Source organism: Caballeronia sp. GAFFF2 (genome assembly GCF_023631485.1).
Classification (GTDB): Bacteria; Pseudomonadota; Gammaproteobacteria; order Burkholderiales; family Burkholderiaceae; genus Caballeronia.
This window is the reverse complement of record NZ_JALQDA010000030.1, coordinates 1-23,752: the sequence shown is the minus strand read 5'-3', so window position 1 is coordinate 23,752 and position 23,752 is coordinate 1. Positions and strand designations below refer to the sequence as shown.

Annotated in this window: 25 protein-coding genes and 1 pseudogene; 15 read left to right on the top strand and 11 right to left on the bottom strand. The window is 61.0% G+C overall.

Annotated features, from left to right (window positions below):
• Nucleotide 1 precedes the first annotated feature (1 nt).
• Both NCT04_RS22330 and NCT04_RS22325 read right to left on the bottom strand, forming a co-directional pair.
• Nucleotides 2–1,483 carry a collagen-like triple helix repeat-containing protein gene (locus NCT04_RS22330; protein ID WP_250467765.1) on the bottom strand — a complete coding sequence of 494 codons (1,482 nt, stop codon included), beginning with the start codon at nt 1,481–1,483 and terminating at the stop codon, nt 2–4.
• A 255-nt stretch (nt 1,484–1,738) separates the two neighbouring features.
• Nucleotides 1,739–1,912 (bottom strand): Flp family type IVb pilin, encoded by a 174-nt coding sequence (locus NCT04_RS22325; protein ID WP_244831914.1) that lies wholly within the window; start codon nt 1,910–1,912, stop codon nt 1,739–1,741.
• A 482-nt stretch (nt 1,913–2,394) separates the two neighbouring features.
• On the opposite strand from NCT04_RS22325, the gene NCT04_RS22320 reads away from it, so the two are divergent.
• On the top strand, nt 2,395–2,643 hold the full coding sequence (locus tag NCT04_RS22320; RefSeq protein WP_250468035.1) for a DUF3613 domain-containing protein: 249 nt from the start codon (nt 2,395–2,397) through the stop codon (nt 2,641–2,643).
• 3 nt (nt 2,644–2,646) lie between these two features.
• Here NCT04_RS22320 and NCT04_RS22315 read toward each other — a convergent pair whose 3' ends face one another.
• Nucleotides 2,647–3,096 carry a response regulator gene (locus tag NCT04_RS22315; RefSeq protein ID WP_250468034.1) on the bottom strand — a complete coding sequence of 150 codons (450 nt, stop codon included), beginning with the start codon at nt 3,094–3,096 and terminating at the stop codon, nt 2,647–2,649.
• A gap of 293 nt (nt 3,097–3,389) precedes the next feature.
• Here NCT04_RS22315 and NCT04_RS22310 point away from each other — a divergent pair, with 293 nt between their 5' ends.
• Complete coding sequence (locus NCT04_RS22310) at nt 3,390–3,824, top strand: NUDIX domain-containing protein (protein ID WP_250467764.1); 435 nt, start codon at nt 3,390–3,392, stop codon at nt 3,822–3,824.
• Between the two features lie 28 nt (nt 3,825–3,852).
• Here NCT04_RS22310 and NCT04_RS22305 read toward each other — a convergent pair whose 3' ends face one another.
• Nucleotides 3,853–4,944: a lipopolysaccharide biosynthesis protein gene (locus NCT04_RS22305; protein ID WP_244831910.1), complete on the bottom strand. Its 1,092-nt coding sequence runs from the start codon at nt 4,942–4,944 to the stop codon at nt 3,853–3,855.
• A gap of 745 nt (nt 4,945–5,689) precedes the next feature.
• Between NCT04_RS22305 and NCT04_RS22300 the strand changes: the two genes are divergently transcribed.
• The 4 genes from NCT04_RS22300 (at nt 5,690) to NCT04_RS22285 (ending at nt 9,493) form a co-directional block, all read left to right on the top strand.
• The gene (locus NCT04_RS22300; protein ID WP_250467763.1) at nt 5,690–5,974 is read left to right on the top strand and encodes a hypothetical protein; all 285 of its coding nucleotides are present in this window, start codon (nt 5,690–5,692) and stop codon (nt 5,972–5,974) included.
• Between the two features lie 27 nt (nt 5,975–6,001).
• Nucleotides 6,002–8,113: a phosphocholine-specific phospholipase C gene (locus NCT04_RS22295; RefSeq protein ID WP_250467762.1), complete on the top strand. Its 2,112-nt coding sequence runs from the start codon at nt 6,002–6,004 to the stop codon at nt 8,111–8,113.
• An 88-nt stretch (nt 8,114–8,201) separates the two neighbouring features.
• Nucleotides 8,202–9,014 carry an AraC family transcriptional regulator gene (locus NCT04_RS22290; RefSeq protein ID WP_250467761.1) on the top strand — a complete coding sequence of 271 codons (813 nt, stop codon included), beginning with the start codon at nt 8,202–8,204 and terminating at the stop codon, nt 9,012–9,014.
• 77 nt (nt 9,015–9,091) lie between these two features.
• A complete protein-coding gene (locus NCT04_RS22285; protein ID WP_244831906.1) occupies nt 9,092–9,493 on the top strand; it encodes a cupin domain-containing protein in 402 nt (133 codons plus the stop codon).
• A gap of 12 nt (nt 9,494–9,505) precedes the next feature.
• On the opposite strand, the gene NCT04_RS22280 is transcribed toward NCT04_RS22285, so the two are convergent.
• Nucleotides 9,506–10,159 (bottom strand): hypothetical protein, encoded by a 654-nt coding sequence (locus NCT04_RS22280; protein ID WP_244831905.1) that lies wholly within the window; start codon nt 10,157–10,159, stop codon nt 9,506–9,508.
• Between the two features lie 154 nt (nt 10,160–10,313).
• Nucleotides 10,314–12,674: a penicillin-binding protein 1A gene (locus tag NCT04_RS22275; RefSeq protein ID WP_250467760.1), complete on the bottom strand. Its 2,361-nt coding sequence runs from the start codon at nt 12,672–12,674 to the stop codon at nt 10,314–10,316.
• Nucleotides 12,675–12,741: 67 nt separating this feature from the next.
• Between NCT04_RS22275 and NCT04_RS22270 the strand changes: the two genes are divergently transcribed.
• The 3 genes from NCT04_RS22270 to NCT04_RS22260 all read left to right on the top strand — a co-directional run bounded on the left by NCT04_RS22270 (nt 12,742) and on the right by NCT04_RS22260 (nt 15,121).
• Complete coding sequence (locus NCT04_RS22270) at nt 12,742–13,200, top strand: cupin domain-containing protein (RefSeq protein WP_244831903.1); 459 nt, start codon at nt 12,742–12,744, stop codon at nt 13,198–13,200.
• 83 nt (nt 13,201–13,283) lie between these two features.
• Nucleotides 13,284–14,399 (top strand): nucleoside hydrolase, encoded by a 1,116-nt coding sequence (locus NCT04_RS22265; protein WP_250467759.1) that lies wholly within the window; start codon nt 13,284–13,286, stop codon nt 14,397–14,399.
• A gap of 176 nt (nt 14,400–14,575) precedes the next feature.
• Nucleotides 14,576–15,121, top strand: coding sequence for a DUF2628 domain-containing protein (locus NCT04_RS22260; protein WP_250467758.1), 546 nt, complete (start codon nt 14,576–14,578; stop codon nt 15,119–15,121).
• 68 nt (nt 15,122–15,189) lie between these two features.
• Here the strand turns inward: NCT04_RS22260 and ppnP are convergent, their stop codons facing one another.
• The 5 genes from ppnP to NCT04_RS22235 form a co-directional block, all read right to left on the bottom strand.
• Complete coding sequence (gene ppnP, locus NCT04_RS22255; RefSeq protein ID WP_250467757.1) at nt 15,190–15,510, bottom strand: pyrimidine/purine nucleoside phosphorylase; 321 nt, start codon at nt 15,508–15,510, stop codon at nt 15,190–15,192.
• 61 nt (nt 15,511–15,571) lie between these two features.
• Nucleotides 15,572–16,111 carry a cytochrome b gene (locus NCT04_RS22250; protein ID WP_244831899.1) on the bottom strand — a complete coding sequence of 180 codons (540 nt, stop codon included), beginning with the start codon at nt 16,109–16,111 and terminating at the stop codon, nt 15,572–15,574.
• Nucleotides 16,108–17,160 (bottom strand): catalase family peroxidase, encoded by a 1,053-nt coding sequence (locus NCT04_RS22245; protein WP_250467756.1) that lies wholly within the window; start codon nt 17,158–17,160, stop codon nt 16,108–16,110. Before NCT04_RS22245 ends, NCT04_RS22250 begins: the two co-directional genes overlap by 4 nt.
• Before the next feature lie 158 nt (nt 17,161–17,318).
• Nucleotides 17,319–18,098, bottom strand: a complete 780-nt coding sequence (locus NCT04_RS22240; RefSeq protein ID WP_244831898.1) for an alpha/beta hydrolase — start codon at nt 18,096–18,098, stop codon at nt 17,319–17,321.
• A 75-nt stretch (nt 18,099–18,173) separates the two neighbouring features.
• Entirely contained in the window at nt 18,174–18,521 is a 348-nt protein-coding gene (locus NCT04_RS22235; RefSeq protein WP_244831897.1) for a DUF4148 domain-containing protein, read from the bottom strand.
• Between the two features lie 465 nt (nt 18,522–18,986).
• Between NCT04_RS22235 and NCT04_RS22230 the strand changes: the two genes are divergently transcribed.
• From NCT04_RS22230 to NCT04_RS22205, 6 genes and pseudogenes are all read left to right on the top strand, one after another.
• The gene (locus NCT04_RS22230) at nt 18,987–19,373 is read left to right on the top strand and encodes a response regulator transcription factor (RefSeq protein ID WP_244831896.1); all 387 of its coding nucleotides are present in this window, start codon (nt 18,987–18,989) and stop codon (nt 19,371–19,373) included.
• A 125-nt stretch (nt 19,374–19,498) separates the two neighbouring features.
• Nucleotides 19,499–21,328, top strand: coding sequence for a PAS domain-containing sensor histidine kinase (locus NCT04_RS22225; RefSeq protein ID WP_250467755.1), 1,830 nt, complete (start codon nt 19,499–19,501; stop codon nt 21,326–21,328).
• Entirely contained in the window at nt 21,312–21,986 is a 675-nt protein-coding gene (locus tag NCT04_RS22220) for a response regulator transcription factor (protein ID WP_309846378.1), read from the top strand. The genes NCT04_RS22225 and NCT04_RS22220 overlap by 17 nt, the downstream gene beginning before the upstream one ends.
• Nucleotides 21,987–22,147: 161 nt before the next feature.
• A complete protein-coding gene (locus tag NCT04_RS22215) occupies nt 22,148–22,366 on the top strand; it encodes a hypothetical protein (protein ID WP_250467754.1) in 219 nt (72 codons plus the stop codon).
• 84 nt (nt 22,367–22,450) lie between these two features.
• Nucleotides 22,451–22,843, top strand: coding sequence for a DUF3331 domain-containing protein (locus NCT04_RS22210; protein ID WP_250467753.1), 393 nt, complete (start codon nt 22,451–22,453; stop codon nt 22,841–22,843).
• Nucleotides 22,844–23,588: 745 nt separating this feature from the next.
• Nucleotides 23,589–23,752, top strand: a pseudogene (locus NCT04_RS22205) (Crp/Fnr family transcriptional regulator); the annotation flags it as partial.

The window sequence follows — 23,752 nt, the reverse complement described above, 5'->3', positions numbered from 1 at the left end:
CTTAGCGACGCAGGCCGCCGAGCGCGCCGCCGAGCGTCGTGGTGACGCCCGTCAGCAGGCCGCCCACGACGCCGCCGTTGGTCGAACCCGTGCTCGCCGTTGCGCCCACGCCAGCAGTGACAGTTGCCGTCGTGGTCGTGGCGGCGGCTGCGGGCGCGGTCGTCGTCGCGGGCGCGGTTCTTACGCCGCTTGCGACCGGCGCGAGCACCGTGCTGACCACGGTCGTGACCGGAGCCAGCAGCGAGGTCGTCGCAGGCGATGACGTCACGGTGTTGACGGTGCCCGCCACGGTGGATACGACACCGCTCACGACGCCCGCGACCGGTGTGGTGCCGGTTGCAGTCGTCACGCCGGTGACGGTGTTGCCAAGCGAAGTGCCGAGCGTCGTTGCCGGTTTGCCGCCGACGAGCGTGCCCGTGGTCGCGACCGTCGTGCCGACAGCCGAAACCAGCGTGCCCGTGCCGGACGTGACCGGATTCGAGCTCGCGGTCAGCTTCTGGCCGCCCGCGGCGAGGTTCGAACCGAGCGCAGTCAAAAGACCAGCGGCAGGTGCGCCGACACCGGTTGCCGTGCCGACGGTCTGCGTCGCGGTGCCGATCATCGAGGTGATCGGAGCGATGGCGGTCGTCGCTTGCGTCGTCAGTTGCTGGACAGGTGCGCTGGACAACGCGGCCGTCAGATTGCCGCCGGTTTGCGAGACCACGCCGCCGACACCGCTCGTGAGCGCGCCAACGGGCGTCGTGATGGCGGCGAGCGGAGCAAGCGGGCCGCTGCCGAGGCCCGTGACGGCGCTTCCGCCGCTCGTGACGGCATCGCCGAGTTTTTGCACCACGCCGCCGACGCTTGTCACGGTCGTGCCGACTGCGTTCGGGTTGGAGCCGAGCGAGCCGATGCCATTGCCCACGCCGTCGCCGAGCGTCGAGACCGCCGCGCCCACGTTTTGCACGACGCCGCCGAGGTTCTTGGTGGTGCCGTCGGAGAGGCCGGGCACTTTTGCACCGCCAACAGCCGTGCCGAGACCGGTGACGGTTTCGCCTGCGGCGGTCACGATGTTGCTAGCCTTGTCGACCACTTGCGCGACCGGCTGCGGCGTGACGGTGGGCGTGCCGCCGTTGCCACCATTGCCGCCGCCACCGCCTCCGCCGCCGTTACCACCACCGCCATTACCGTTACCGCCACCGCCGTTACCGCCGCCCGTACCGGTCTTGACCGTCGCGCCGACAGTACCGCCTGCGCTGGCTTCGATTGTCGTGGCGTTTGCGTCGGTGTTCGACGCGGTGCTGGTATCGCGTGCGCCCGTCGTGGGATGCTCCTGCTGCGTGCCGTCGGTCGAAGCGGTGGCAGCCGGATGGCTGGCTGCTCCGCCCGTCGATTTGTTGACCGAGCCCGAGCCCCCGCAGGCGCTCAACGCCAGAAGCAGGGCCACGGCCGCGGCTGCCCCGGTCATGCGAATGGTTTCGCCTTTGAGACTGGATGTCTTCATTTTTCTCTCAGATATATATTTTTGATTCGACGGCTATCCGAGGTAATTGCATCGAGCAAATACCGGTTTGAATGCCGCTTTTTAAAAGCACGTCATTTGCGCGCGGATGAAATCGGAGATTCGATTGCGCGTAAATAAACGCGCGCCGGCCTACGGAATGGCTACAGGCGTGCACGGACCACCGCGACTTGTGATCGCGGTTCATCGACGGCAAGGCGCTTCCCGACGGAAATGGCGGGAGTACGACGTCCGGACTTAATGGACGGTCGCTAGCTTGGCCGTGATGCTGTTGAAAGTGGTCTCGAGTTGACCGGCAAGGCCGCCGACAGCGGTCATGATGCCAAGCGCAAGTACGCCGGCGATCAAGCCGTATTCGATGGCGGTAATGCCGCGCGTATCCTTGAGATAGCGCTTGAAGAAGTGCGTCATGATGATCCTCGGGTTCTACGTTTTGCTGTCTTCTGCCCGGTGCACGGGAGTCTTCGTCTGCATCGGTAGCCGCCTCTCTCAGTTGACGGATCCGAAGTTTGTGTGTGCGCAGACGCTTCGTCTAATGCCCAGGCCTCTCTAAGGCTCTGGTATTACTCTCGCCCGCTATGTCGGACGACTAGAAGTAACGGTTATCGAGTTCGGCATGCTGCTGGCGGAACCGCAACCTGACTTCATATTTTTGATTACGGCCGTCAACTTGAGGACATTAGGTTTTTTGTGGAAATTTTTGGACCGCATGGTTAACGCTTACTTCGTTTTTACCGATTAGCCGTTTTCAAAGACTTGTCTTGTTGTAAATCCTGTCTTTTGGCTTGAATCAGCCGATAAAACATATATCGGCGCGCGTTGATTTGGCACGTGCGTCCGAATTTTCTGTTTAACGCGGATATTCAAAAATGAAACGGCTTATATTCAGCTTGATGGGCGCTGCGCTGGTAACGAACGCAGGCGCTGTCTTTTCGGAAGAGCAAGAAGCGAGAATAGGCGATGCCGCCAGCGCGTGGTTTGCCATGCAGGCGCAGGGAAGCGCGTCGGCACCATATGAACCGATGCTCGGTGTGGAGGCGAGCGCCGCCCGTGCGCGCTACCTCAAAACCTTCGAAAAAAAGATTCCAGATCGGTTCGGATCGACGGTGAAAGACAGCAGCGCGTCGAACGGCGGAGGTTGAGCCTTATGGTTCACGGCGGGGAGAACCGGGCGGCGTCTCGTTGAGCACGGCCCAGAACATCCCCAGATCGCTGATCGCGCGGAAGAACTCGGCAAGCTCGACCGGCTTCACGACGTAGGCGTTCACGCCGAGTTCATAGCTGCGGATGAGATCGCGTTCTTCGCGCGACGAAGTCAGCATGACGACGGGAATGGTTTTCAGCGACGCGTTCGCGCGGATCAGCTGCAGCAATTCGAGTCCGTCGATTTTCGGCAGCTTCAGATCGAGCAGGATGACGGCGGGATTGCCCGGCACGCGTTCGCGCCACTCGCCATCGCCAAGAAGATAGTCGATGCCTTCCTGGCCGTCACGCGCCACCACGATGTCGTTGGCGAGATGGGTCTTTGCAAGCGCAAGCAGCGTGAGTTCGAGATCATTCGGGTTGTCCTCGACGAGCAGGATCGGCTTGAACATCATGGTCTCTGCGGTGGCGGCTCGTGAGGGTGCGCGCATTATGGCGCAAGTGGCGTGTGCTTCAAACTGTTGTGCAACGTTCCGTCCGCCGTGTTTGCATAACAAGCGGCAAGACCCGGCAAATACGCCTCATATCAAGTTACTTTCGGTCAATATGACGGCCATAGCGGCGTCACGGATTGCATCGCATGCACGTTCTGCGTTAAAAGAAACGATGCCCGCCGAATCTGGAATCATTCTCAGACGAGCGCGGCCAAAGCAAGCATGCAAATCACGACTGGGAGACGGGGACAATGAGGGTTCGCGCAACTGTGCTGGTGGTTCGCCATGACGCGGTGTTGCTCGTCAGGCAACGCGGTGGCCCGTGGTATCTGCCGGGCGGTGAAGTAAGGCATAACGAGTTGGTGATGGCCGCGGCGATTCGCGAACTGCACGAGGGAACCGGCGCCGAGGCGAGCGCGGCGGCCTTTATGTGGCAGCACGTATCCGCGCAGCATCTGCACCACGTTTTTCGCGTCGCCATTCCAGCGGATGCTCGGCTGTTCACGAATCCGGGGCAGGGCGTCGACGAGGTGCGCTGGGTCAACATCCCCCTGCTGCACACCATGCCGGTTACGCCCGGCACCAAGGCGATCCTTGCACGCGCCGCCGGTATCAACGGCGGCGTGGGCCGTGCACCGCCGTGGGCGAACAAGGGTTTCGGCGCGGGCAGACCGGCCGACTTCTGAAGCCGGCGCGGTCCGCCCGCTCTATGCATCACCTCGGGTTGCTCTGCACGAAGCTCCGGTAGGCCCAGTACGCGTCCTTCTGCGTCTTGCCGTCCGCTTGCAGCATGCCGTAGTTGCCTTCGCTGTCGTCGTATAGCTCGTACGCCTGGATCGACTGGATGTTGTACTTCGACGCCACGCTCACGAACTGCGCCATCATGTCGTTGCCCGTCAGATACGACGCGATCTGCTGATCCGAGCCATAGTTCGGACGCACGCCAAACTCGTTGATCCAGATCGGTTTGCCCATGTTGTGAAGCACGGCGAGCACATCGTGACAGCCCGTGCCGCCGCATGCGTTCGTGATGTCGCCTTCATTCGAATACCAGTGCCATGCGGTGATGTCCCAGCTAACCGTTGGATGGCCCCATGTGCCGTCAGGTTGCGAGCCGTCCGCGAGCATCTGGTAGAACGAGTAGTGCAGCCACGTTCCGCCAAGCACGATCTGTCCGCCGCTATCCACCGAGCGCACGCCCGCAATCAGGCCGCGAATGACACCGCGTGCAACCTGATACTGGTGGTTGTTGTACTGCTGCCAGAAAACGCCGTCGACGTTGCCATTCAGCGTATTGGCTTCGAGTTCGTTGGAGATCTCGTAGTACGGGTAGTGATACGCGTTGGCCGTTTGCTGGCCGAGCGTGAACGCGGCGTTGTAGGCGTCGTCTTCGCTGTTGAAGTCGATTCCCATCATCATCACGGGATACACCGTCACGCCGCCGTCGGCCATCGTCTTTGCAATGCCGGCGAGCTTCGTCGCGGATGCCTGGTTGTACACCTCGTTGCGATAAATCTTCGCGCCCAAATCCTGCAATTGCGACAACTGTTGCTGCGGGCTGGATGCGTCGTAGGCGCCGCCGCCGTTGTTGTGGCCGTTCATGCCGTAGAAAATCGAACCATTGTTCGCGGCTTTCGACGTGGCTTTGAGCTCGGACGCGCTCTTGCCCGTGGCGGCATCCACCGCGCTGTCGCTGCTGCCGCCGCATGCCGCGAGCAACAAGCTCGTCGCGACGGCTGCAGCGATTACCGTGGCCTTAGGCGTGGCGAAGTAAGGAAAAACCGGAAGCGATGTAAGTTTCTTCATAAGATTTCGGCGTACTAATGAAAGTATGGACGTCCATGCGCGAAAAGGCGCTTGCCGATGCTGCATGCGGCAGTATGGATGCCTCGACGACCGCCAACCACATGTCCCATTACTACGGGATGCGAACGGTCGTTAGCAGAACGAACGATTCGTTTCTGCAGTTGAAAAGGGGCTGACCTGCGCCAGACGGATAAACGTTGGCGGGCAACCGCGGCGGCAATACGTATGTGCTGATGCGGCTCATGCCTGCCGCTGCCCGACGGATGACAGCCTGTGAAGCGCATGTCTTCAAAGGCTCGTCGAAGGTCGTGCAAGACGGTCGAGGAGATACGCGCGGAGTCCGCCAGTCATGGCAGCCCGCCCGTGTACCGCACTGCAAAACAGCAATCTTGCTGTTGAAGATTTACCGATTTTTCCGCTGCTTCGGCAAGGCTTGCCGAAACTCCTGCAGCGGTCGAAAGAGTACTGCCTCCAGAACTCGATGTAAACCGATGTCACATTTTTTACGCATTATTCCGTCACCGACCAGCCATTTTTGCTTGGTCATATCATCAGTTGGAAACTGTTAAATCCGGTAATTAATAATTCGGAAAACTAATCAATTTACCAAATGGCCGAGATGTATCGACATGGTTACATTTGAGAAACTGAATGATGCGGGAAAGAATCGTCATATTGCTTACATAAGCGACCGATAAGCTTCCCGGCGCTGTGAGACCTTCACGCGCTTTGCGGGAGCCAGATCATGTCGACTTCATCACGTCGCTACTTCAGCGTGGCGCGCTTCGCTATTTGCGCCTGCGCAATCGTTGGCCTGAGTGCCTGCGGCGATTCGAACTCGACCGACATCAAGCCGCCGGCATCCGTCTCAGCAGCCAGCAGCGAAGCGCCCACGACAAACGCAACGAGCGATCTCGAGGACTGGGCGAAACAAGCCACGTCCGGTGCTCCGGTGCAAGCCGAGCAAAGAGGTATTGCGCGGGCTTCATCGGAAGTGCTCGCAACCCCGGTGATCCATACGGTCGACTAGCATCCCTTCTACTTCCCCACTACTCAAATGACGAAGAACCGACGTGAATTTCTGCGCACGGCGATGGAGGCCGCAGGCGCAGCGGCAGCGCTCAACGTAATGCCGCTCGGCATTCGCCAGGCGCTTGCCATTCCAGCGAATCAGCGACATGGCTCGATCGAGGATATCGAGCATATCGTCGTGTTGATGCAGGAGAACCGCTCGTTCGATCATTACTTCGGAACCTTGCGCGGCGTGCGCGGATTCGGCGATAAAGCCGCCGTCACACTGCCGAATGGCAAGCCGGTTTATCACCAGCCTATCGCGGCGGGTGCGGGCGAAGTGCTGCCGTTTCATCCGGGCGCATCGAATCTCGGCTTGCAGTTTCTGCAGGACTTGCCGCATGACTGGGTAAGCGGACAGGGCGCGTTCCATAACGGTCTTTACGATCAGTGGGTGCCGTACAAGGGCACGACGACGATGGCGCATCTGCGTCGCGACGACATTCCGTTCCACTATCAACTCGCCGACGCCTTCACGATCTGCGACGCGTATCACTGCTCGACGAATACATCCACCGATCCGAATCGCTATTACATGTGGACCGGTTATGTGGGCAACGACGGCACGGGCGGCGGGCCGGTGGTCGATAACGCAGAAGCGGGCTACGGCTGGTCCACGTTTCCCGAAGTGTTGGAACGTGCGGGCATCTCGTGGAAGGTCTATCAGGATCAGGGCACGGGACTGGATTCGAAAGGTTCGTGGGGCTGGACCGACGACGCCTATATCGGCAACTACGGCGACAACTCGCTTCTCTACTTCACGCAATATCAGAACGCGCAGCCCGGCAATCCGCTCTATGAAAAGGCGCGGCGCGGCACGAATGCCGCCGCGGGCGACGACTATTTCTCCATTCTGAAAAACGACGTGCAGAGCGGCTCGCTGCCGCAAGTCTCGTGGATCGTCGCGCCCGAAGCCTTCTCCGAGCATCCGAACTGGCCCGCGAACTATGGTGCGTGGTACATCGATCAAGTGCTGCAAGTGCTGACGTCGAATCCGGAGGTGTGGAGCAAGACGGCGCTGCTCATCAACTACGACGAGAACGATGGTTTCTTCGACCATATCGTGCCGCCGTTCCCGCCTTCATCGAACGCGAACGGTCTTTCCACTGTCGATACGAGTCTCGAGATTTTCCCCGGCAGCGCGAAGTATGCGAGCGGCCCGTATGGCCTCGGCGCACGCGTGCCGATGCTCGTCGTCTCGCCGTGGTCCAGAGGCGGTTGGGTGTGTTCGGAGACGTTCGATCACACGTCGGTGATCCGCTTCATTCAGAAGCGCTTCGGCCGCGCGCATGGACTGGCCGAGCCGAATATCTCGCCGTGGCGTCGGGCGATTTGCGGCGATCTGACCTCCGCGTTCGACTTCCGTAATCCCAACAGCAAGCTGCCGACGCTGCCTGCCACGACCTCTTACGTTCCGCCCGACAAAGCGCGTCATCCGGATTACGTGCCGCTGCCGCCCGTCGATCAGAAATTGCCCGTGCAAGAGCCCGGCGTGCGTCCGTCGCGTGCATTGCCTTACGAATTGTTCGTGCGCTCGAAGCCGGATGCATCGAAGGGCGCGGTGTCGTTCGACTTCATCAACACGGGCGATGCAGGCGCGGTCTTTTTGCTGTATCGCAATGCCAGTACTGCTGTGCCGCACACTTACACGGTCGAAGCGCACAAGCGCCTGTCGGATCGTATCGATGCAAACGCGGACGGCAGCTTCGACTTCGTCGTGCATGGGCCGAACGGTTTCTTGCGCCGTGTCGCGGGCAAGGCGAAGGCGCAACATGGCGGCTGGTGGTCGCACGATGACGCCGCGCCGGAAGTCGCGGAAGGCTACGACGTCGCTAACGGCAACCTGCAATTGAGGCTGGAAAACAAGGGCTCGGGCGCGTGCACCTTCAGTATCGTGAATGCCTACGATGCCGCGAAGACCATCACCAAGCGTGTGCGAGGCGGCGACACCGCGCAGCTGTATCTCGACTTGCGCAGCGCGCACGGCTGGTACGACATCGAGGTCAAGGTGGACACGGACAGCGCCTTTCTGCGCCGCTTTGCGGGCCACGTCGAAACGGGCAAGGACAGCCTGAGCGATCCGGCACTGGGCGGCTGATCGCGCCGACGCGCCGCGCGAACAGTCTCGCGCGGCGTTTTTCACGTTCGGGCATATCATTGCGTATCGTCTCCGCGATGCCGCAACCATGAACCGACGCACCGCTCCACAGAATTCCGACTGGGTCCGCCATGCCGAATCATCGGCGGGCATCGAACGGATCGAAGCCTTTTTCGGCGGCAAGGCATACGGCTGGCATCGGCACGACACCTATGCCATCGGCCGCACCATGACGGGCGTGCAGAGCTTCAATTACCGGCGCGAATTGCGTCACAGCTTGCCCGGCCAGACGATGGTGCTTCATCCCGACGAAGCACATGACGGCCACGCCGGCACCGGCGATGGCTTTCGGTATCGCATGCTCTATGTCGAACCCGCGATGATCCAGGCCGCGCTCGGCGGTCGCGCGTTGCCGTTCATCGCCGGTGGAACGACGATGGATGCGCGCGTCAGCGCCGCCACCGAAGCGCTGCTCGCACAGACGCTGCGCGAACCGCTCGCACAAAACGATGCGCTCGCCGAACTCGCATTCGCGCTGGCACAAGCAGCGAGCGTGACCACCTCGCGCGACACGGGCGACTACGCAAGCGCCGTGCTGGCGAAGGACTTTCTGCACGCCAATTGCGATCGTATCGTCACGATGGAGGAACTCGAACGCGCGACGGGACGCGACCGCTACAGCTTGTCGCGCGATTTCAGGCTCTTTTTCGGCACGAGCCCTTACCGCTATCTGACAATGCGCCGTCTCGATGTCGCGCGCCGTCTCGTGCTCACGGGCGCATCGTTGGCGGATGTCGCCGCGAGCGCCGGTTTCGCCGATCAAAGCCATATGACGCGGCAATTCACACGCACCTTCGGCATGCCGCCCGCGCGTTGGCGGGCCTGTGTTAGTACGCGTTAGAGCTTGCACGATCGTTCAAGACCCTTTAGGTGTGACAGCGGTAGCCTTGAACGAATTCATCGTCAGGGAGCCGCATCATGCAAACACACGCAGCGACAGCCGAAGCTACACGTGGCCAGCGCGCCGCCATCGATCCATTAAAAAAAGCGCGTTTGATCGACGGCTTCTGGCAGCAACGCGTGATCGCTGAGATGAACGACTATCAGTTCAAGGTCGCGCGTCTGGAAGGCGAGTTCCTGTGGCACGCGCACGCCGATACCGATGAGACGTTCATCGTGCTGGAAGGCGAATTGCGCATCGACTTTCGCGATGGCGAGATGGTGCTCAGAGCAGGGGAGATGGGAATCGTGCCGAAAGGCGTCGAGCATAAACCCCATGCCGCGCGCGAAGTGAAGATCATGCTGATCGAGCCGCGCGGCGTCGTCAACACCGGCGACTCGCGAAACGAGCGCACGGTGCCGAACGACTTGTGGATCTGAAGCGAAAGCCGCTTAGAAGCGATACGTCACGCCGACCTTGACGATCGGATAAAAGCGCAACTTGTCGGCCTTGTCCTGCAAGTCCTGCTTTTCCTGATCGACGAAAGCCTGACCGGTGATCGCGACGACTTCGGCGGGCACGTCGTAATCAACATGCGGACGGCCAAAAGCCACGCCTGCATCGAAGAACGCGGAGAAGCCTTTCTGCGCCACCGGCGTGTGACCGAAGCCGATGCCGACATACGGGCGCACGGTCGGGAATCGCGCCTTCGCGTGAATCTGCTCGCCGGCCACGTTGTAGGTCGTGCCGTGATACGTGTAGGTGTCGGTCGGGCTCGTCGCGACGGCGTCCACGTTGTCGCCGCCGATCAGCGCGCCAGCGGTCAGGCGGAAGGCCACCGTGTTCGGTGCGGGAAAGAAGTCGAGATAAAGACCGCCGTGATAGATGTGCGCGGTGCCGTCGTAATGCAGCCCGCCCGCATTGAAGTTGTGCGAGAAGGCGATGCCGTTGAATTCGGCGCGCACGTTATCACGCGTGCCAAGCGGTTCCGAATAGCCGATACCCACGCCTTCGGTGCCGACTTGTCCATAGATTTCGCGTGCGTGCGCGAGAGGGGCGGAAAGCGCGGCGATACCCGCCGCAAGCGCGACCAACGTTTTCATCATTGCAAGAATTCCTTGAGGATAAGACCCGAGCGCGTCTGTGCGATATGGCAAGAATTGCGCCGGAGAGGCGGACGCCATGATTCACGCGGTCATGTCAGGAGACATCCGAGTTAACGGAGCGGTACAAGGAAACTTTAGAAAACGTTTGCTAACCTTATTCCTGACGTGTCGGCGAGGCCGGTTCCGCAGGCGCGGGAAGTATCGGCGGCAATGTGTCGAAGACGGGCGGCTGCGCTTTTTCTTCCGTGACTTCAGCAGCGGGCGCGGTACGCGTGACGGGTGAACGACGCGCGCGCGGTGCGTGCTGAGGCGTCTGCGCGGGTTTCGGCGCTTTCGAAAACGTCTCGGCAAACCACGTCTTCACACGCGTCGCCATGATGTCCCACATGCCCGGCACTTCCTGCGTATCGAAGCGTGCACGGGCATCGATCAGATGCGAACGCATCGCCCGTTGCGTGAAGTCGCCGATCATCGGCAATGCGCTATGTGCGCCTTGTCCCCAGTAATCGCTACGCAAGGTCACGCGGCTGTCGTTGAAGCCGACCCAAGCGCCCGCCACGAGTTGCGGCTGCATCAGGATGAACCAGCCGTCCGCGTTGTCTTGCGTCGTGCCGGTCTTTCCCGCGACGTCGCCGCGAATGCCGAAGCGCGTGCGGATCAGCGTGCCCGTGCCGCGATTGATGACATCGCGCATGACGTCGACGAGCTTGCGCGTGGCATCGACCGACAGCGCGCGTTCCGGCTTGCTTTCGAATTGCGCGAGCACCTCGCCATCCTTGTTCTCGATGCGCGTCACGAGCAGCGGCTCCATGTAGTTGCCGTCGTTGGCAATGGTGCCGTAAGCCGCCACCATCTCCTTGAGCGTCACCGGACTCGTGCCGAGCGCAAGCGAAGGCACCACGTCGAGATGACTTTCGCGCACGCCCATGTCGCGCGCGAGTCGCGCCACGCGCGCCGGGCCCACCTGCTGCATCAGTTGCGCGGTGATGCGGTTCTTCGAATACGCGATGCCGTCGCGCAGACTCACCGGCCGGCCGCTTGGCGGCGAATCGTCGGTGGGACGCCAGGTTTCCTCGCCCTTGATGGGAATCTCCACCGCCTGATCGATGATCGTATCCGTGGGCTTCGAGCCGCGCGCGAAGGCCGCGCCGTACACGAACGGCTTGAATGTCGAGCCCGGCTGACGGCGCGCCTGTTGCACATGATCGAACGGGTCTTGCGTGAAGTCGCGGCTGCCGACCCACGCCTTGATCTGCCCGTTGCGCGGATCTAGCGCTAAAAAGCCGGCCTGCACGCGCGTCTTGTTCTCGCATAACGCCTGCATGAACGTGCGATTCGCGCTAAGGCTCTTGATGACGTCGGCGTCGTTCGCTCCGCCATCGCGCGCCACGTGATACTCGCTCGTCTCGCGGATGAACGCATGTGCAAGGTCCGCGTTCGCATTCGCGCAGCCACCGCGCCCGCCCCAAGCCGCATTGGCGATGGACTGCAACTGATTGCCTTGCCACGTAAGCGATTGCGTGGCCATCGTCTGCAAACGCGAGTCGAGCGTCGTGCGCACGACGAGACCATCGGAATAGATGTTGAAGTCGTTGTCGTCGGCCCACGCGATCAGCCACTTGCGTAACTGTTGCGCGAAATGCGGCGCGCGTCCCGGCTCCTCGGTCTGACGTTCGAAGTCGATGCGCAACGGCTTCTTCTGCAACGCTTCGAGCTTCGCAGGCGCGAGATGGCCGAAGCGCACCATCTGCCCGAGCACGATATTGCGTCTGTCGAGCGCGCGTTCGGGGTTGATCACCGGGTTGTAGTAGCTGTTGCCCTTCAGCATGCCAATGAGCGTCGCGCTTTCGAGCACGTCGAGTTCGCTCGCGGATTTATCGAAGTAAGTGCGTGCGGCCATCTCGATGCCATACGCGTTATACAAGAACGGCACCGTGTTCAGATACGTTTCGAGAATCTCTTCCTTCGAATAGACCGCTTCGATCTTGAACGCGGTGATGGCCTCCTTCACTTTGCGCGTGAGCGTCTGCGAGCGGCCGATGTCATCGGGATAAAGATTGCGCGCGAGCTGCTGCGTAAGCGTGGAACCGCCTTGTTTCTGGCCTTTGAACGTATGCAGCGCGGCCGATGCCGTGCGTCGCCAGTCAATACCATGATGCTCATGAAATCGCCTGTCTTCAGTGGCGATGAGCGCGTCGACCACTTGCGGCGAGACGTCCTTGAGGCTCACCCATTCGCGATGCGTTGGCTTGAATTCGGCGAGCAGCTTGCCATCGGCGGAATAGATTTGCGCGGGTTGATCCACCTTCGCGCGGCGCAGGTCGCGAATGCCGGGCGTGAAGGGAATCAGCACCAGCACATAGAGCACGAAAAGCGCGGGCAATAGCAGCAGCGTGCGCACACGCGCATGCGGGCGAAGCTTGACGGCAAGGCGAACGAGGAATGCGCGCGCCAGGGCTTTGAATTCAGAAGCGGTCACGAAGATACGGCGGGCTTGCGCGAAGAAAACGTGCATCGTAGCGTATTCTTTCTACACCCTTGCACAAGCGCTTTTTCCGCGACTTTCCAAAACGAGCCGCATCATGCCGAAAATCGATCTTGCCAATGTGCCCGAGCACCAAGGCTCCGGCTATCCACCGCCTTACGATCAACCATGCGCCGCGCGCATCCGTCGGCGTCTTGGCGATGCTGGCGGCTTGACGGACTTCGGCGTGAATTTGATGCACTTGCCGCCGGGAAGCTGGTCGAGTCAGCGTCACTGGCATTCGCACGAGGACGAGTTCGTATATGTGCTGCAGGGCGAACTCGTGCTGATCGAAGACGAAGGCGAAACCATGTTGCGTGCGGGCGATTGCGCCGCGTTCGCCAAGGGCACGGGCAACGGGCATCACATGATCAACCGGTCGCGGGAAATGGCCGTGTATCTCGAAGTCGGCTCGCGCGCGTGGCCCGATCTCACCACGTGTTCCGACATCGACATGATGAGTGCCAACGCCGATGGCCGGTTCGTGCGCAAGGACGGCTCGCCGATCGAAGCATAGTCGTATCTGCTTAAACGGTCGTAGAATGAATCACCGTCCGCGATGACGTGATCACTCGAATATAACGATCCGGAGACAGCATCATGCGACGTTGCACTGCAGCAGGCTTGACTCTTTCCCTTTGTGTCGTCGCGGTGCTTGCCGCTTGCGGCGGCTCATCCGACGACCACAACGCATACACGAACGCGCCGAAGATCGTGATCGACTCCGACTTCAACACCATGGGCGACGACGGCCAGCTCTTCGCCATGACCACGCAGTTGATGGGACAGGGCAAGGTGAATCTGCTCGGCCTGTGCGTGGTGACGGGCAACGACTGGTTGCTGCAAGAAGAAGCCGATGCGTTGAAGGCCGTCGAACGCATGGGCGTGCAGAACAAGGTCGGCGTGTACGGCGGCGCGGATTATCCGCTGCAATACGATGTGACGAGCATCCGCGCGCAGCAGGCCGCGAATCCGAACGGATACTTCGGCGCGTGGTCGCGTCCCGAGCCGACTTCGCAAGCGCAGCTCACCGCGCCGCCGGACGGCTTCGCAACCTCGACCAAGCTACAGACGCAAGCAGCCGCCGACTTTCTCATCGACACGATCAAACGTTATCCGCATGAAGTGACGATTCTCGAAGTCGGGCCGCCCACCAATCTCGCGACGGCGGTGCAGAAGGCGCCGGAGATCGTGCCGCTCATCAAGCAGATCGTCTACATGGGCGGCGCGATGAACGTGCCGGGCAACGCCAATGCAGTCGGCGAGCTCAACTGGTGGTTCGATCCGCTCGCGGTGCGCACGCTCTTGCAGACGTCGATTCCGCAAACCGTCATTCCGCTCGATGTGACCAACACCGTGCCGTTGACCGAGAGCATCTACAACCAGATCGTCAACCCGCCGACCGGGCAGACGGCCGTGACGAAGGCGTATGCAACCGTGAATGCGGGTGCGTTCGCATCGAGCACGGATCTCTACGACACGCTGACCATCGCTTACTTCAGCGATGCAACTTACGCGACGCAAACGCAGAGCGCGTACCTGGATATCGACACGACGCCCGGCGAGGATCAGGGTCATGTGCGGGTGTATCCGGACACGCCTGCTGCGGGGGCATCGCCGCAAAAGATCACGTATGTCACGAAGTTCGATAATGATCGATTCTTCAAGCTGTACGTGGACTTGCTGACGAGGCCGGTGCCAGTGGTGTTTCAGTGAGCGGTGTGGCTTCGAAGCTCGCCTGAACACGGCGACAAGCAAGCGCAAACTTTTGTAAGGCTCGCGCGTCCTGACTTTTCAAGTGCGGGTCGCGCGTGTATTGTCTGCTGCCCGAATTAAACGCGTTCTAAACGTCGTTCGCATTCGGCAATTCAAGTCCGCTTCCATGCGGACAGATGCAACAGCAACTAAAGCAAGACATGGAATTCGATAACAACGAAGGCATCAAGGGAACGGTTACGACTGCGGCAGCGGCTGGCTTGGATAAGGATATGGCCGCTTTTGTCGGAAAGAACGTGGAGTATTACGCGGGCAAGTGGTCAGCCAAGGACAAAAATGGAAACATTAAGCCGACGTGGAATGTCGCGGCGTTCTTTGGCGGTCCCGTATGGTTTGCGTATCGCAAGATGTACTGGCAGGCGGTCGCGGTCTTCGTTGGCGGCACGTTTCTGAACCTGCTGCTCGGCTTGATGAGCGATTCGCTTGGCGAGGTGTCGAGTTATGCATTGATGTTCGCGTGGGCTTTTTCAGGCAACTTGATTTATCGCGCGCATGTCGAGAAAGCAGTCGAACGGATCAAGGCTGAGGTGTTGCTGCCGGGCGAGCGCGCAGAGCAACTGAAGCTGCGCGGCGGAACGAGCGCGATGGCCGGCTGGATAGCGTCGGCAGTCTCTCTCGCGATTCTCATCTTCAGCGTCTGGTCGATGATCGGTGCTGTCTGACCGCAGGCGCCGAGAAAAACGGCCAATCACGCCGGATCAGCCGCTTCGCCTCTAGCCTCTAAACCAGGTCAAAGATAACTGCAAACATAATCCAGCGTCTCGACCACTTCTATATCGAAGCGGCTCTTTCCCGGCACCGAGAAAGACTCGCCAGCGCCGTAGGTCTTCCATTCGTCGCTACCTTGCAGACGGATACGGCATTGGCCCGCCTGCACTTCCATCAGTTCCGGCGCATCGGTGCCGAAGTCGAGCGTGCCGGGCAGAATCACGCCAAGCGTCTTCTTCGAGCCGTCGGCGAAAAGCACCGTATGCGAGACGCACTTGCCATCGAAATAAACGTTCGCGCGCTTGATGACGGAAACCTGATCGAATTGCGATGCTGCGCTCATGGCGATGAATCCTCGAATGATGGTGGCCCGCCATCATACAGAAGCGCCGCCTGTGTACGCGTCAGCGATCGCTCCACGGCGCCATTGCCTGAAACACGCCGTCGCGCCGCACGAGCGCATGAAACAGCGCCGCCGCGAGATGCACGACGATCAGCGCGAAGAAGCAAAGCGCCAGGTACTTGTGCGCGTCCCAAAGCAGCGAATGCAGCGAGTTGCTATGCGGAAGAATGGAGGGCAATCGCACGCCGAACACCACGACCGGATAATCCGCCGCCGACAACATGCCATAGCCGATGAGCGGCAAGCCGATCATCAGCGCATAAAACGCGAGATGCGAGAGGTGGGCGGCGAGCTTCATCGGCTCCGGCATATTGGCGGGCAACGGCGGCGCGCCGCGCACGAGCCGCACGACCAGCCGGATCAGCGCGAGCACGAGAATCGTCACGCCGAGCGGCTTGTGGATCGACACCAGCGTGAGATAGTCGGGCCGCACGGTGGACACCATGCCGACGCCGATGAACAGCATTGCCAGAATGCAAATCGCCATGAGCCAGTGCAGCGCGCGTTGCAGGGGCGAGAAGCGTGTGTGGATCGTGCTCATTGATTCGCTCCTTGCGCCGGTTGATGCGGATAGTCCTTGTCCTCGGCGGTCCTCCGGTTGAACGACACCGAATAGGCAGCCGAACGCGCGGCAGGGAACGGATCGTCGGAAACGTGCATGCCGGGCGGAAGCACCACCGGATCGAAATTCAGATCGCGGCATGGGCCATCCGGCTCGGCCTCGATCGCGGTGACGACCAGCGTGCCCGCTTCGACCTTCTGGCGATCGTCCGGCCACGCCTTGCTCGGGTCCGCCGTGGGGTCGCCGGGATTGGCCACCGTCACGACCATGGTCCAGCGTTGCGGCCCGCTCTGCACGCGCTGCGTGATGTCGGCATCGAGAAAGTTCGCGCCTTTCTGCTTCAACTGATCGCCCGTCAAGGTCTCGGGCTTGGCCACCGGCACGAACGACCAGCGCACGACGCGGTCTTGCCCGGAGGCGTCCGTGAAGACGAAGCTATTGAGGCTGTTGTACTGATCGTCCGCGAAGGAGCCGGTGAACGGCGCGCTCGACGCCCATTTGCCGAATGCGCCGATCTCCGGATGCGCGGCGGCGAACTGCTTCATCGCGTCGGGATCGTCCTTGCGGGCGGATGCGCGCTGCAGTTCATAGAACGCTTCCGGCGTGGCGACGGGGAAGAAGGGCGCGTCGATCATCGCGGAGCGCCACTCGCTGTGGTCCGGCATGACGATTCGCAAGCTCAGTCCGCGCACGCGCGCCGATGAATCGGCGGTCTTCGGGTCGGGCGTCGCAAGGTTGAATCGGCCGGTCACGGGGTAATTGCCAGGCGCGAAAAGCTGCGCCTTGGATAGCGAAGCCGCGCCGCCATTCGACTCGAAGTTGCCAGTGAAGCAGACGCCCTTCGCATGGTTGCGTCTGAAGCCGAGCGCGGGTCCGCCCGGTGGCGCGAGGCTATTGACGATCTTCGCAGGCGTGAGTCGCGTAGGCGACAGCCAGCCGGCGGTGTACGCGAACGCGGCGACCACGACGGCCACGACGATAGCGATAAGAATGAGCGGGCGTATTGGGGATGCGGGTTGTTCAGCCATCGGATTCTCTCGATCGGTGGTTTGGCTGGCCCCTAATTTAACAGCAGAAGAAAAACCGCGCCTGAATCCTGCACAGTCGCGGCTCGTACGCCATGCAAAAGACATCGGCACCTTTGAAGTGTCGATGTCTCGTCTATCCAAGGTCGCGTTATTGCAGGTTATTGCGCGTGCTTCGCGGCGTCCTCGATCACTGCGGCCACCTTAACCGGCTGCGATTCGTACACCGAGTGGCTCGCGCCCGGAATCACGGTCATGTGGCTATGCGCGCGCTCGTAGTACCAGCGCTCCAGATCCGGATTGATGATCTTGTCCGCGCCCGCGACGATGCCCCAGCTCGGCTTCGTGGTCCACGCAGCGGACGTGAGCGGCTCCGAGAAGACTTTCGCTGCGGTCAGCATTTGCGAATGCGCTTCGAAGGTCGCTTCCTTTGAAGAAAGATCGGCGGCAAAGTCCTTGGGAAACGCGGAAGGATTCAGGAACGTATAACCGTCGCTTGTCTTCTCGATCGCGCCGGCCTGCTTCGAGGTGAAGCTCGGCTTGCCCTTGCCGAGCGTGCTTTCGTCCTCGCCGACATTGGGCGCATGCGCGGCCACGTACACGAGTCCGACCACATCCGGATGCTCGCCTGCCTCGGTGATCACCGAACCGCCATAACTGTGTCCGACGAGGATCGTCGGTCCGTGCTGCAAGTCGAGCACGCGCTTGGTGGCGGCGACGTCGTCATCGAGCGAAGTCAGCGGCTCCTGCACGATACTGACGTGGTAGCCGTCCTTCTTCAGAATGTCGTAGACCGGCTGCCAGCCGGAACCGTCGACCCAGGCGCCGTGCACGAGCACGATGTTCTTCACGGGCTTTTCGCCTTGCGCCATGACGGGCGCCGAGGTGAGAAAAGCGGCGGATACCGCGAACATCGCGGCAGAGAGCAACAGGTTTTTCATGTGGAACTCCGAGTGGCATTCAGTACGCGTGTGCGGTCCGGCATGCCGCAGTGACCGGCGCCGGACCGCTTGGCTTTAGCTGCCGAAATACGGCACGCAGTAGTCCGCGGGGCCGACGCAGTTTCTGGAAGCGGCGGACACCTTCGAGCCGCTGGCGGACGCACCGGTCAATGCCACGCCGCCTACATCGCTCGTGCCGTGCGTGGCCGCGTAGCTCGCCGCGACCTTGGCTTCGGCTGCCTGGATGTCTGCGGGGTAGGTTGCGTCGTCGTTCACTGCGGGCTTGTACCCGGCCTTCTCCAGGCGCACGAGATCGGCGCGCACTTCGGCGCGCGTCACCGGCTGATTCGACTGCGCATACGACATGGCGGGAGCGGCAACGGCGCTGACTGCGAAAGCGAGACTGACGAGAAACTTGTTCATTGTGATACTCCTTTAAAGGCTCGGCGTTTCCGTGTGGAGCCGAATGACGTAATGGACAGATGGCATTACTTAGGAAGCCGATTCACTGGCTTCGCATACGATGAGGTCGTCTGCTTGAGCGGTGAGGCTTTCGTTGCTGCGACCTTGGAGTAACTTTATGTCCGGATGCGCGGTGAGCCTATCCCTACGTGCGTTCGCTCATGCGGCCGTTAGAGATGACGCGCCTAAACCTTTGCATGAGTAGTCGGCACGGCGTCGTTGCCTGCGCCGAATGGTTAGGCCGCGCGTATGAAGCGGTATGAGACGCAAGGTTAAACGGCTCATACGAAGGTATTAGACTGGCTTCGTCTCATACATAAATATGATTCTCACGTCCGATGCTTTTACTTAACATGGCATCACGGTCGACGGCCCGCCGCCTGGTTTATCGCCGCCACCGCACACTAGGCCCGAGGACTTTGTTGCGTGTTCAATAACCCAGTCGTTTCGATCATCGACGATGACGAATCCGTCCGCATCGCGACCTCAAGCCTGGTTCGCTCGCTTGGCTGGGAGGTTCGGCTCTACGACTCCGGCGAAGCGTTCCTGAATTCGGGTTCGATCGCGGATGTCGCGTGTATCATTTCGGATGTCCAGATGCCAGGCATCTCGGGCGTGGAGATGTACCGCAGACTCGTCGATCGCGGCGTCGCGCCACCTATCATCTTCATCTCCGCGTTCGCTTCGGACGCCATGCGCAAACAGGCGCTGGACGTTGGCGCGCTGTGCGTGCTCGGCAAGCCTGTCGACGGCGCACAGGTAATGCACTGTCTCGACGACATCCGGGCCAGCGGCGCTGGCGCTCATCCTTGAAGTGGCCCGCTTTCCGGGCTCAGGCTCTCTCGTCCTATGAAAGATCCGCGCAATGTGAATCTGGGCAGTCCGTTACTCGGGCCATCGAGCATGAATGAGCGGCCGCTTTCCGCAATGAGGCCGCGATGAAGCTCGATCAGGCAGCCGAGCAGTCTTTCCTCGGCAATCCCACCACCCTCAAGGCGATGGCCACGGTAGTCGGCCTCGCGGTGTTTCTCATCGACGCATTCACGCCGCTCGATATCGCCATTGCCGTGCTGTATGTCGTAGTGGTGCTGCTCGTGGCTTCGGTCGCATCGCGGCCTGTCACGATTGCAGTCGCGTGGGCCTGCGTCGCGGCGACGGTGCTCGGCTTCATGCTCTCGCACAACGCGCAGGACCCTGGCAGTTCCATCGCGCGTTGCGGTGTGAGTCTCATCGCCATTCTGACCGTGTCGTTTCTCGCGCTGCGCAATCAGACGAGCACCGCCACCTTGCGCAAGCAGGTCGAACTGCTCAATCTCACGCACGACGCGGTGGTCGTGTACGACATGGACGACCGCATCACTTTCTGGAATCAGGGCGCGGAACGGCTGTACGGATGGACTTCCGAGCAGGCTATCGGCCAGCCCATTCACGGACTCACGCAGACGGATGCGGCCATGCCCGTCGACGACATTCGCCGCGAAACGCTTACGCGTGGGAACTGGCAAGGCGAACTCAAGCGCGTGAAGAAAAGCGGCGAGACGGTGGTCGTGTCGAGCCGCTGGACGCTTTCGCGCGACAAATGGGGCAAGCCGCTCGCCATTCTCGCGACGAACAACGACATCACCGACGCCAAGCGCATGGAAGGCGAGCTATTGCGCCAGAAGAACGAACTGCGCGCGACCATCGACGCCATTCCCGGCATGGTGTGGAGTTCATCGAACGATGGCCGCCTCATTTATCTCAACCGCCGCTGGAACGAGTACGGCGTGAAGCTCGCGGACGACGGCCACGACATCTGGCAGGAGATCGTGCATGCGGAAGACTTCGCCGCGTTGCAAGCCGCGTGGCGCGAGGCGCTCGCCACCAGCAGCGGCTTCGAAGTGACGGCGCGCATCCGGCGCGGCGACGGCGTGTTTCGCTGGATGCACATCGGTGCCGCGCCGCTGCGCGATTCCGAAGGCAATCTCGTGCGCTGGTATGGCGTGAACACCGACATCGAGGAACGCAAGCGCGCGGAACAGGCGCTCGACCGCTCGCGCTCGGAACTCGCGCATGTCACGCGCGTGACGACGCTCGGTGAGATGGCCGCGTCGATTGCGCACGAAGTCACGCAGCCGCTCGCCGCCATCGTAACCGCGGGCGACGCCGCGTTGCGCTGGCTCAACCGTCAGCCGCCGAATGTGCACGAGGCGGTCGAGTCGATCAGTCAGATGACGAGCGACGCCAAGCGCGCGACGGACATCATTCGCCAGATTCGTTCCATGGCGCAAAAGCGCGATCCGCAACCCGCGCTGGTCGATCTGAATATGATCGTGAGAGAATCGGTCGAACTCGTGCGGCGCGAATTGCAAAGCCAGCGCGTCGAGCTTTCCGCTACTTTTGCCGAGCCCGCGCCAGTGGTTTGCGGCGACCGCGTGCAGCTTCAGCAAGTCGTCATCAATCTGCTGATGAACGGCGTGCAGGCCATGTCCGGCGTGAGCGGACGCAAGCGCGTCATGCGCGTCGCCACCCGGCTCGCGGACGAGCGTCACGCGCAGCTTTCGGTCGAAGATTCGGGCATTGGCATCAGCGAGAAAGATGCGGGCTCGCTCTTCAACCCGTTCTTCAGCACCAAGAAAGATGGCATGGGCATGGGGCTGTCGATCTGCCGATCCATCGTCGAGGCACACGGCGGCCGCATCTGGGCCGAATCGCAGGAAGGTCAGGGCGCGTCGATGCAGTTCGTCTTGCCGCTCGAAGAGGAGACATGCAGTGAGCCACGAAACTGAGGAAGGCGCGAGCCAGTCGATCGCCTACGTGGTCGACGACGACGACTCCATGCGCACCGCGCTCACCATGCTGCTGCGCTCGGTCGGCCTGCAGGTGCAGGCGTTCGCGTCCGCGCAGGAGTTCATGGCCTTCGACATGCCGGACGTTCCGAGCTGCCTCATTCTCGACGTGCGCCTCAAAGGACAGAGCGGGCTTGCCGTGCAGGAGCAGATTGCGGCGGGCGACCTGTCCGTGCCGATCATCTTCATCACGGCGCACGGCGATATCGCCATGTCGGTGAAGGCGATGAAAGGCGGCGCCATCGACTTTCTCGCCAAGCCGTTCCGCGACCAGGACATGCTCGACGCCGTGGCGAACGCGCTCGCGAAAGACGAAGTGCGGCGCAACGAAGACCGCTCCGTGGCGGACTTGCGCCGCTGCTACGCTCGCCTTACGCCGCGTGAACGCGAGGTGATGGCATTCGTCGCGAGTGGTCTGATGAACAAGCAGATCGCCGCCGAGATGAACCTGAGCGAGATCACGGTGAAGATTCATCGCGGTGCGGCGATGAAGAAGATGGAGTCGCGCTCGCTCGCCGACTTCGTGCTCAAGGCCGAAGCGCTCGGCGTGAAGCCATCCGCGTCCGCGACCACGCCGTCGCGCGTGCAGCGCACCTGAGCATCAACCACACTAAACCTTTATAGGTTGTCCAAACCTTTCAGCGACGCCGGCAACCCAAGGTACGGCTAGTCGCAGCGGGTCCGTTTGATTAACTTTGATGCATGGGTTCCGGTCTTCCGACCGAGCCGGCAAGCCTCAAGGAAACGAACGGATTCGCCATGATTCTCTTCCAGCAAACTTCAGGCAGCGGCGATGCGCGTCACCGCATCGCGAAGCGCGCACGTCATTCGGTGCGGTGCATCGAACAGGCGCGAGAACTGCTCTTCTTATCGCAGCACATCATCGATATCGCGCTTTCGTGCGGTATTCGTTTTCAGCCTCGTCACACCTCGACATTCAAGCGAACGGTCAGCGCCACGTCATCAGCGGGCGCGTGAAGACGCGCGCTCTGGTCTGACGTTTCATACGCCATTTGCAAATTCTTAATCGAGCAGGTTCATCCATTTTTGAGGAGTCAGACCATGCAGGCAAGCGCGAAGATCATGGACCCGTGGGCACGGACCATTTTCATGCTGGGCGTGAAAACAGAAGACGCGAGTTTGAGCGGCATCTTGAAGAAGCCGCCCGAGCGTCTGACCAAAAGCGATCTGCTGGAAAAGCGCGGGTTGTCGATCAGCCTGATCGAACGTCCTTCGTCGACGACGGCGATCATCGCGTGGCGCGATTCCACGCACTGCTGTTATGGCGATCAAATGTGGCGCGTCTCGCATGCACGCACTACCGGCGTCTGCGCAATGAGCGGTCAGCCGGTACTGATCGGCGACGCGGTGTATCGGCCGAGTCGGCGCACCGCGCCACGCAACGCCTACGCGATGATTCTGGCATCGGTTCTCGAAGGCGAACTGATGGAGTGAGCAACATGGACGCGCGATGCCGATTGGACCTTCGCGCTTCGACAAAACCTTGCTCTCTCCAAAAGTGGTTCAGTCTTGAACACTTTTTGCCGATATCCCCGAAGAGCCGCAGCGCTCTTGTGCGCGATGCAACACTTTCAGCAATTTCGCTTGCGGGCCGCCTGGCATCGTTCACAACCCGCTAGGCAAACGGTCGAAGTCGCGCCGAGCGCGCCTCACCGGGCTACTGGCCGCATTCTTGCTCGTGCTCCGCGACTCGCGCCTTCGCGGAATGAACAGGTTTGCAACATTTTTGGCCGTTCCCGCTGACGCGTGCTTCCAGGCACGTTTGCATCGCGCGCAATCTACGTTTGATAAGGTGAAACGCGCCGGAAACCTAAGCCAGGCAAGGCATCCCACAGACGAAAGCCATTTCGGCCGGTCGTGCCCTGCCATTTGCGCCCCTTCAGCAAATGTTCAGAATTGAATCAAAAATGCATCGCGCGCTTGGCCGCCGGCCGCGCATCTTCCGTGCATCGCCGTCTATGCCTTATCGGACATAGATCGGACACTTCCTGGCACGTCTCTCGCTTATGTACGACAAAGCACGAACATCACTGTAGCCGGTGACGGCACGAAGCGGCGATGCAAGGCTCACGGGGCTGGCCCCACATGTTTCGATGTACGCCACCAGATGCGCTCACGAAACCTGCGAGCGGACCAGATAAAGTACGGCGCGAAAGCGCTCTTATAAAGCGAATAAAAAATGTTGACCCTTCAATCCGATCTGCATGGCAACCATCTGCTGGCCGCACTTCCGACTCAGGAATGGCAGGCTCTCGCTCCCCATCTGGAACTCGTCCAGTTGCGCACGGAGCAGTTGCTTTGCGATTCCGGACAACGCATTCACCACGTGTACTTCCCGACTAC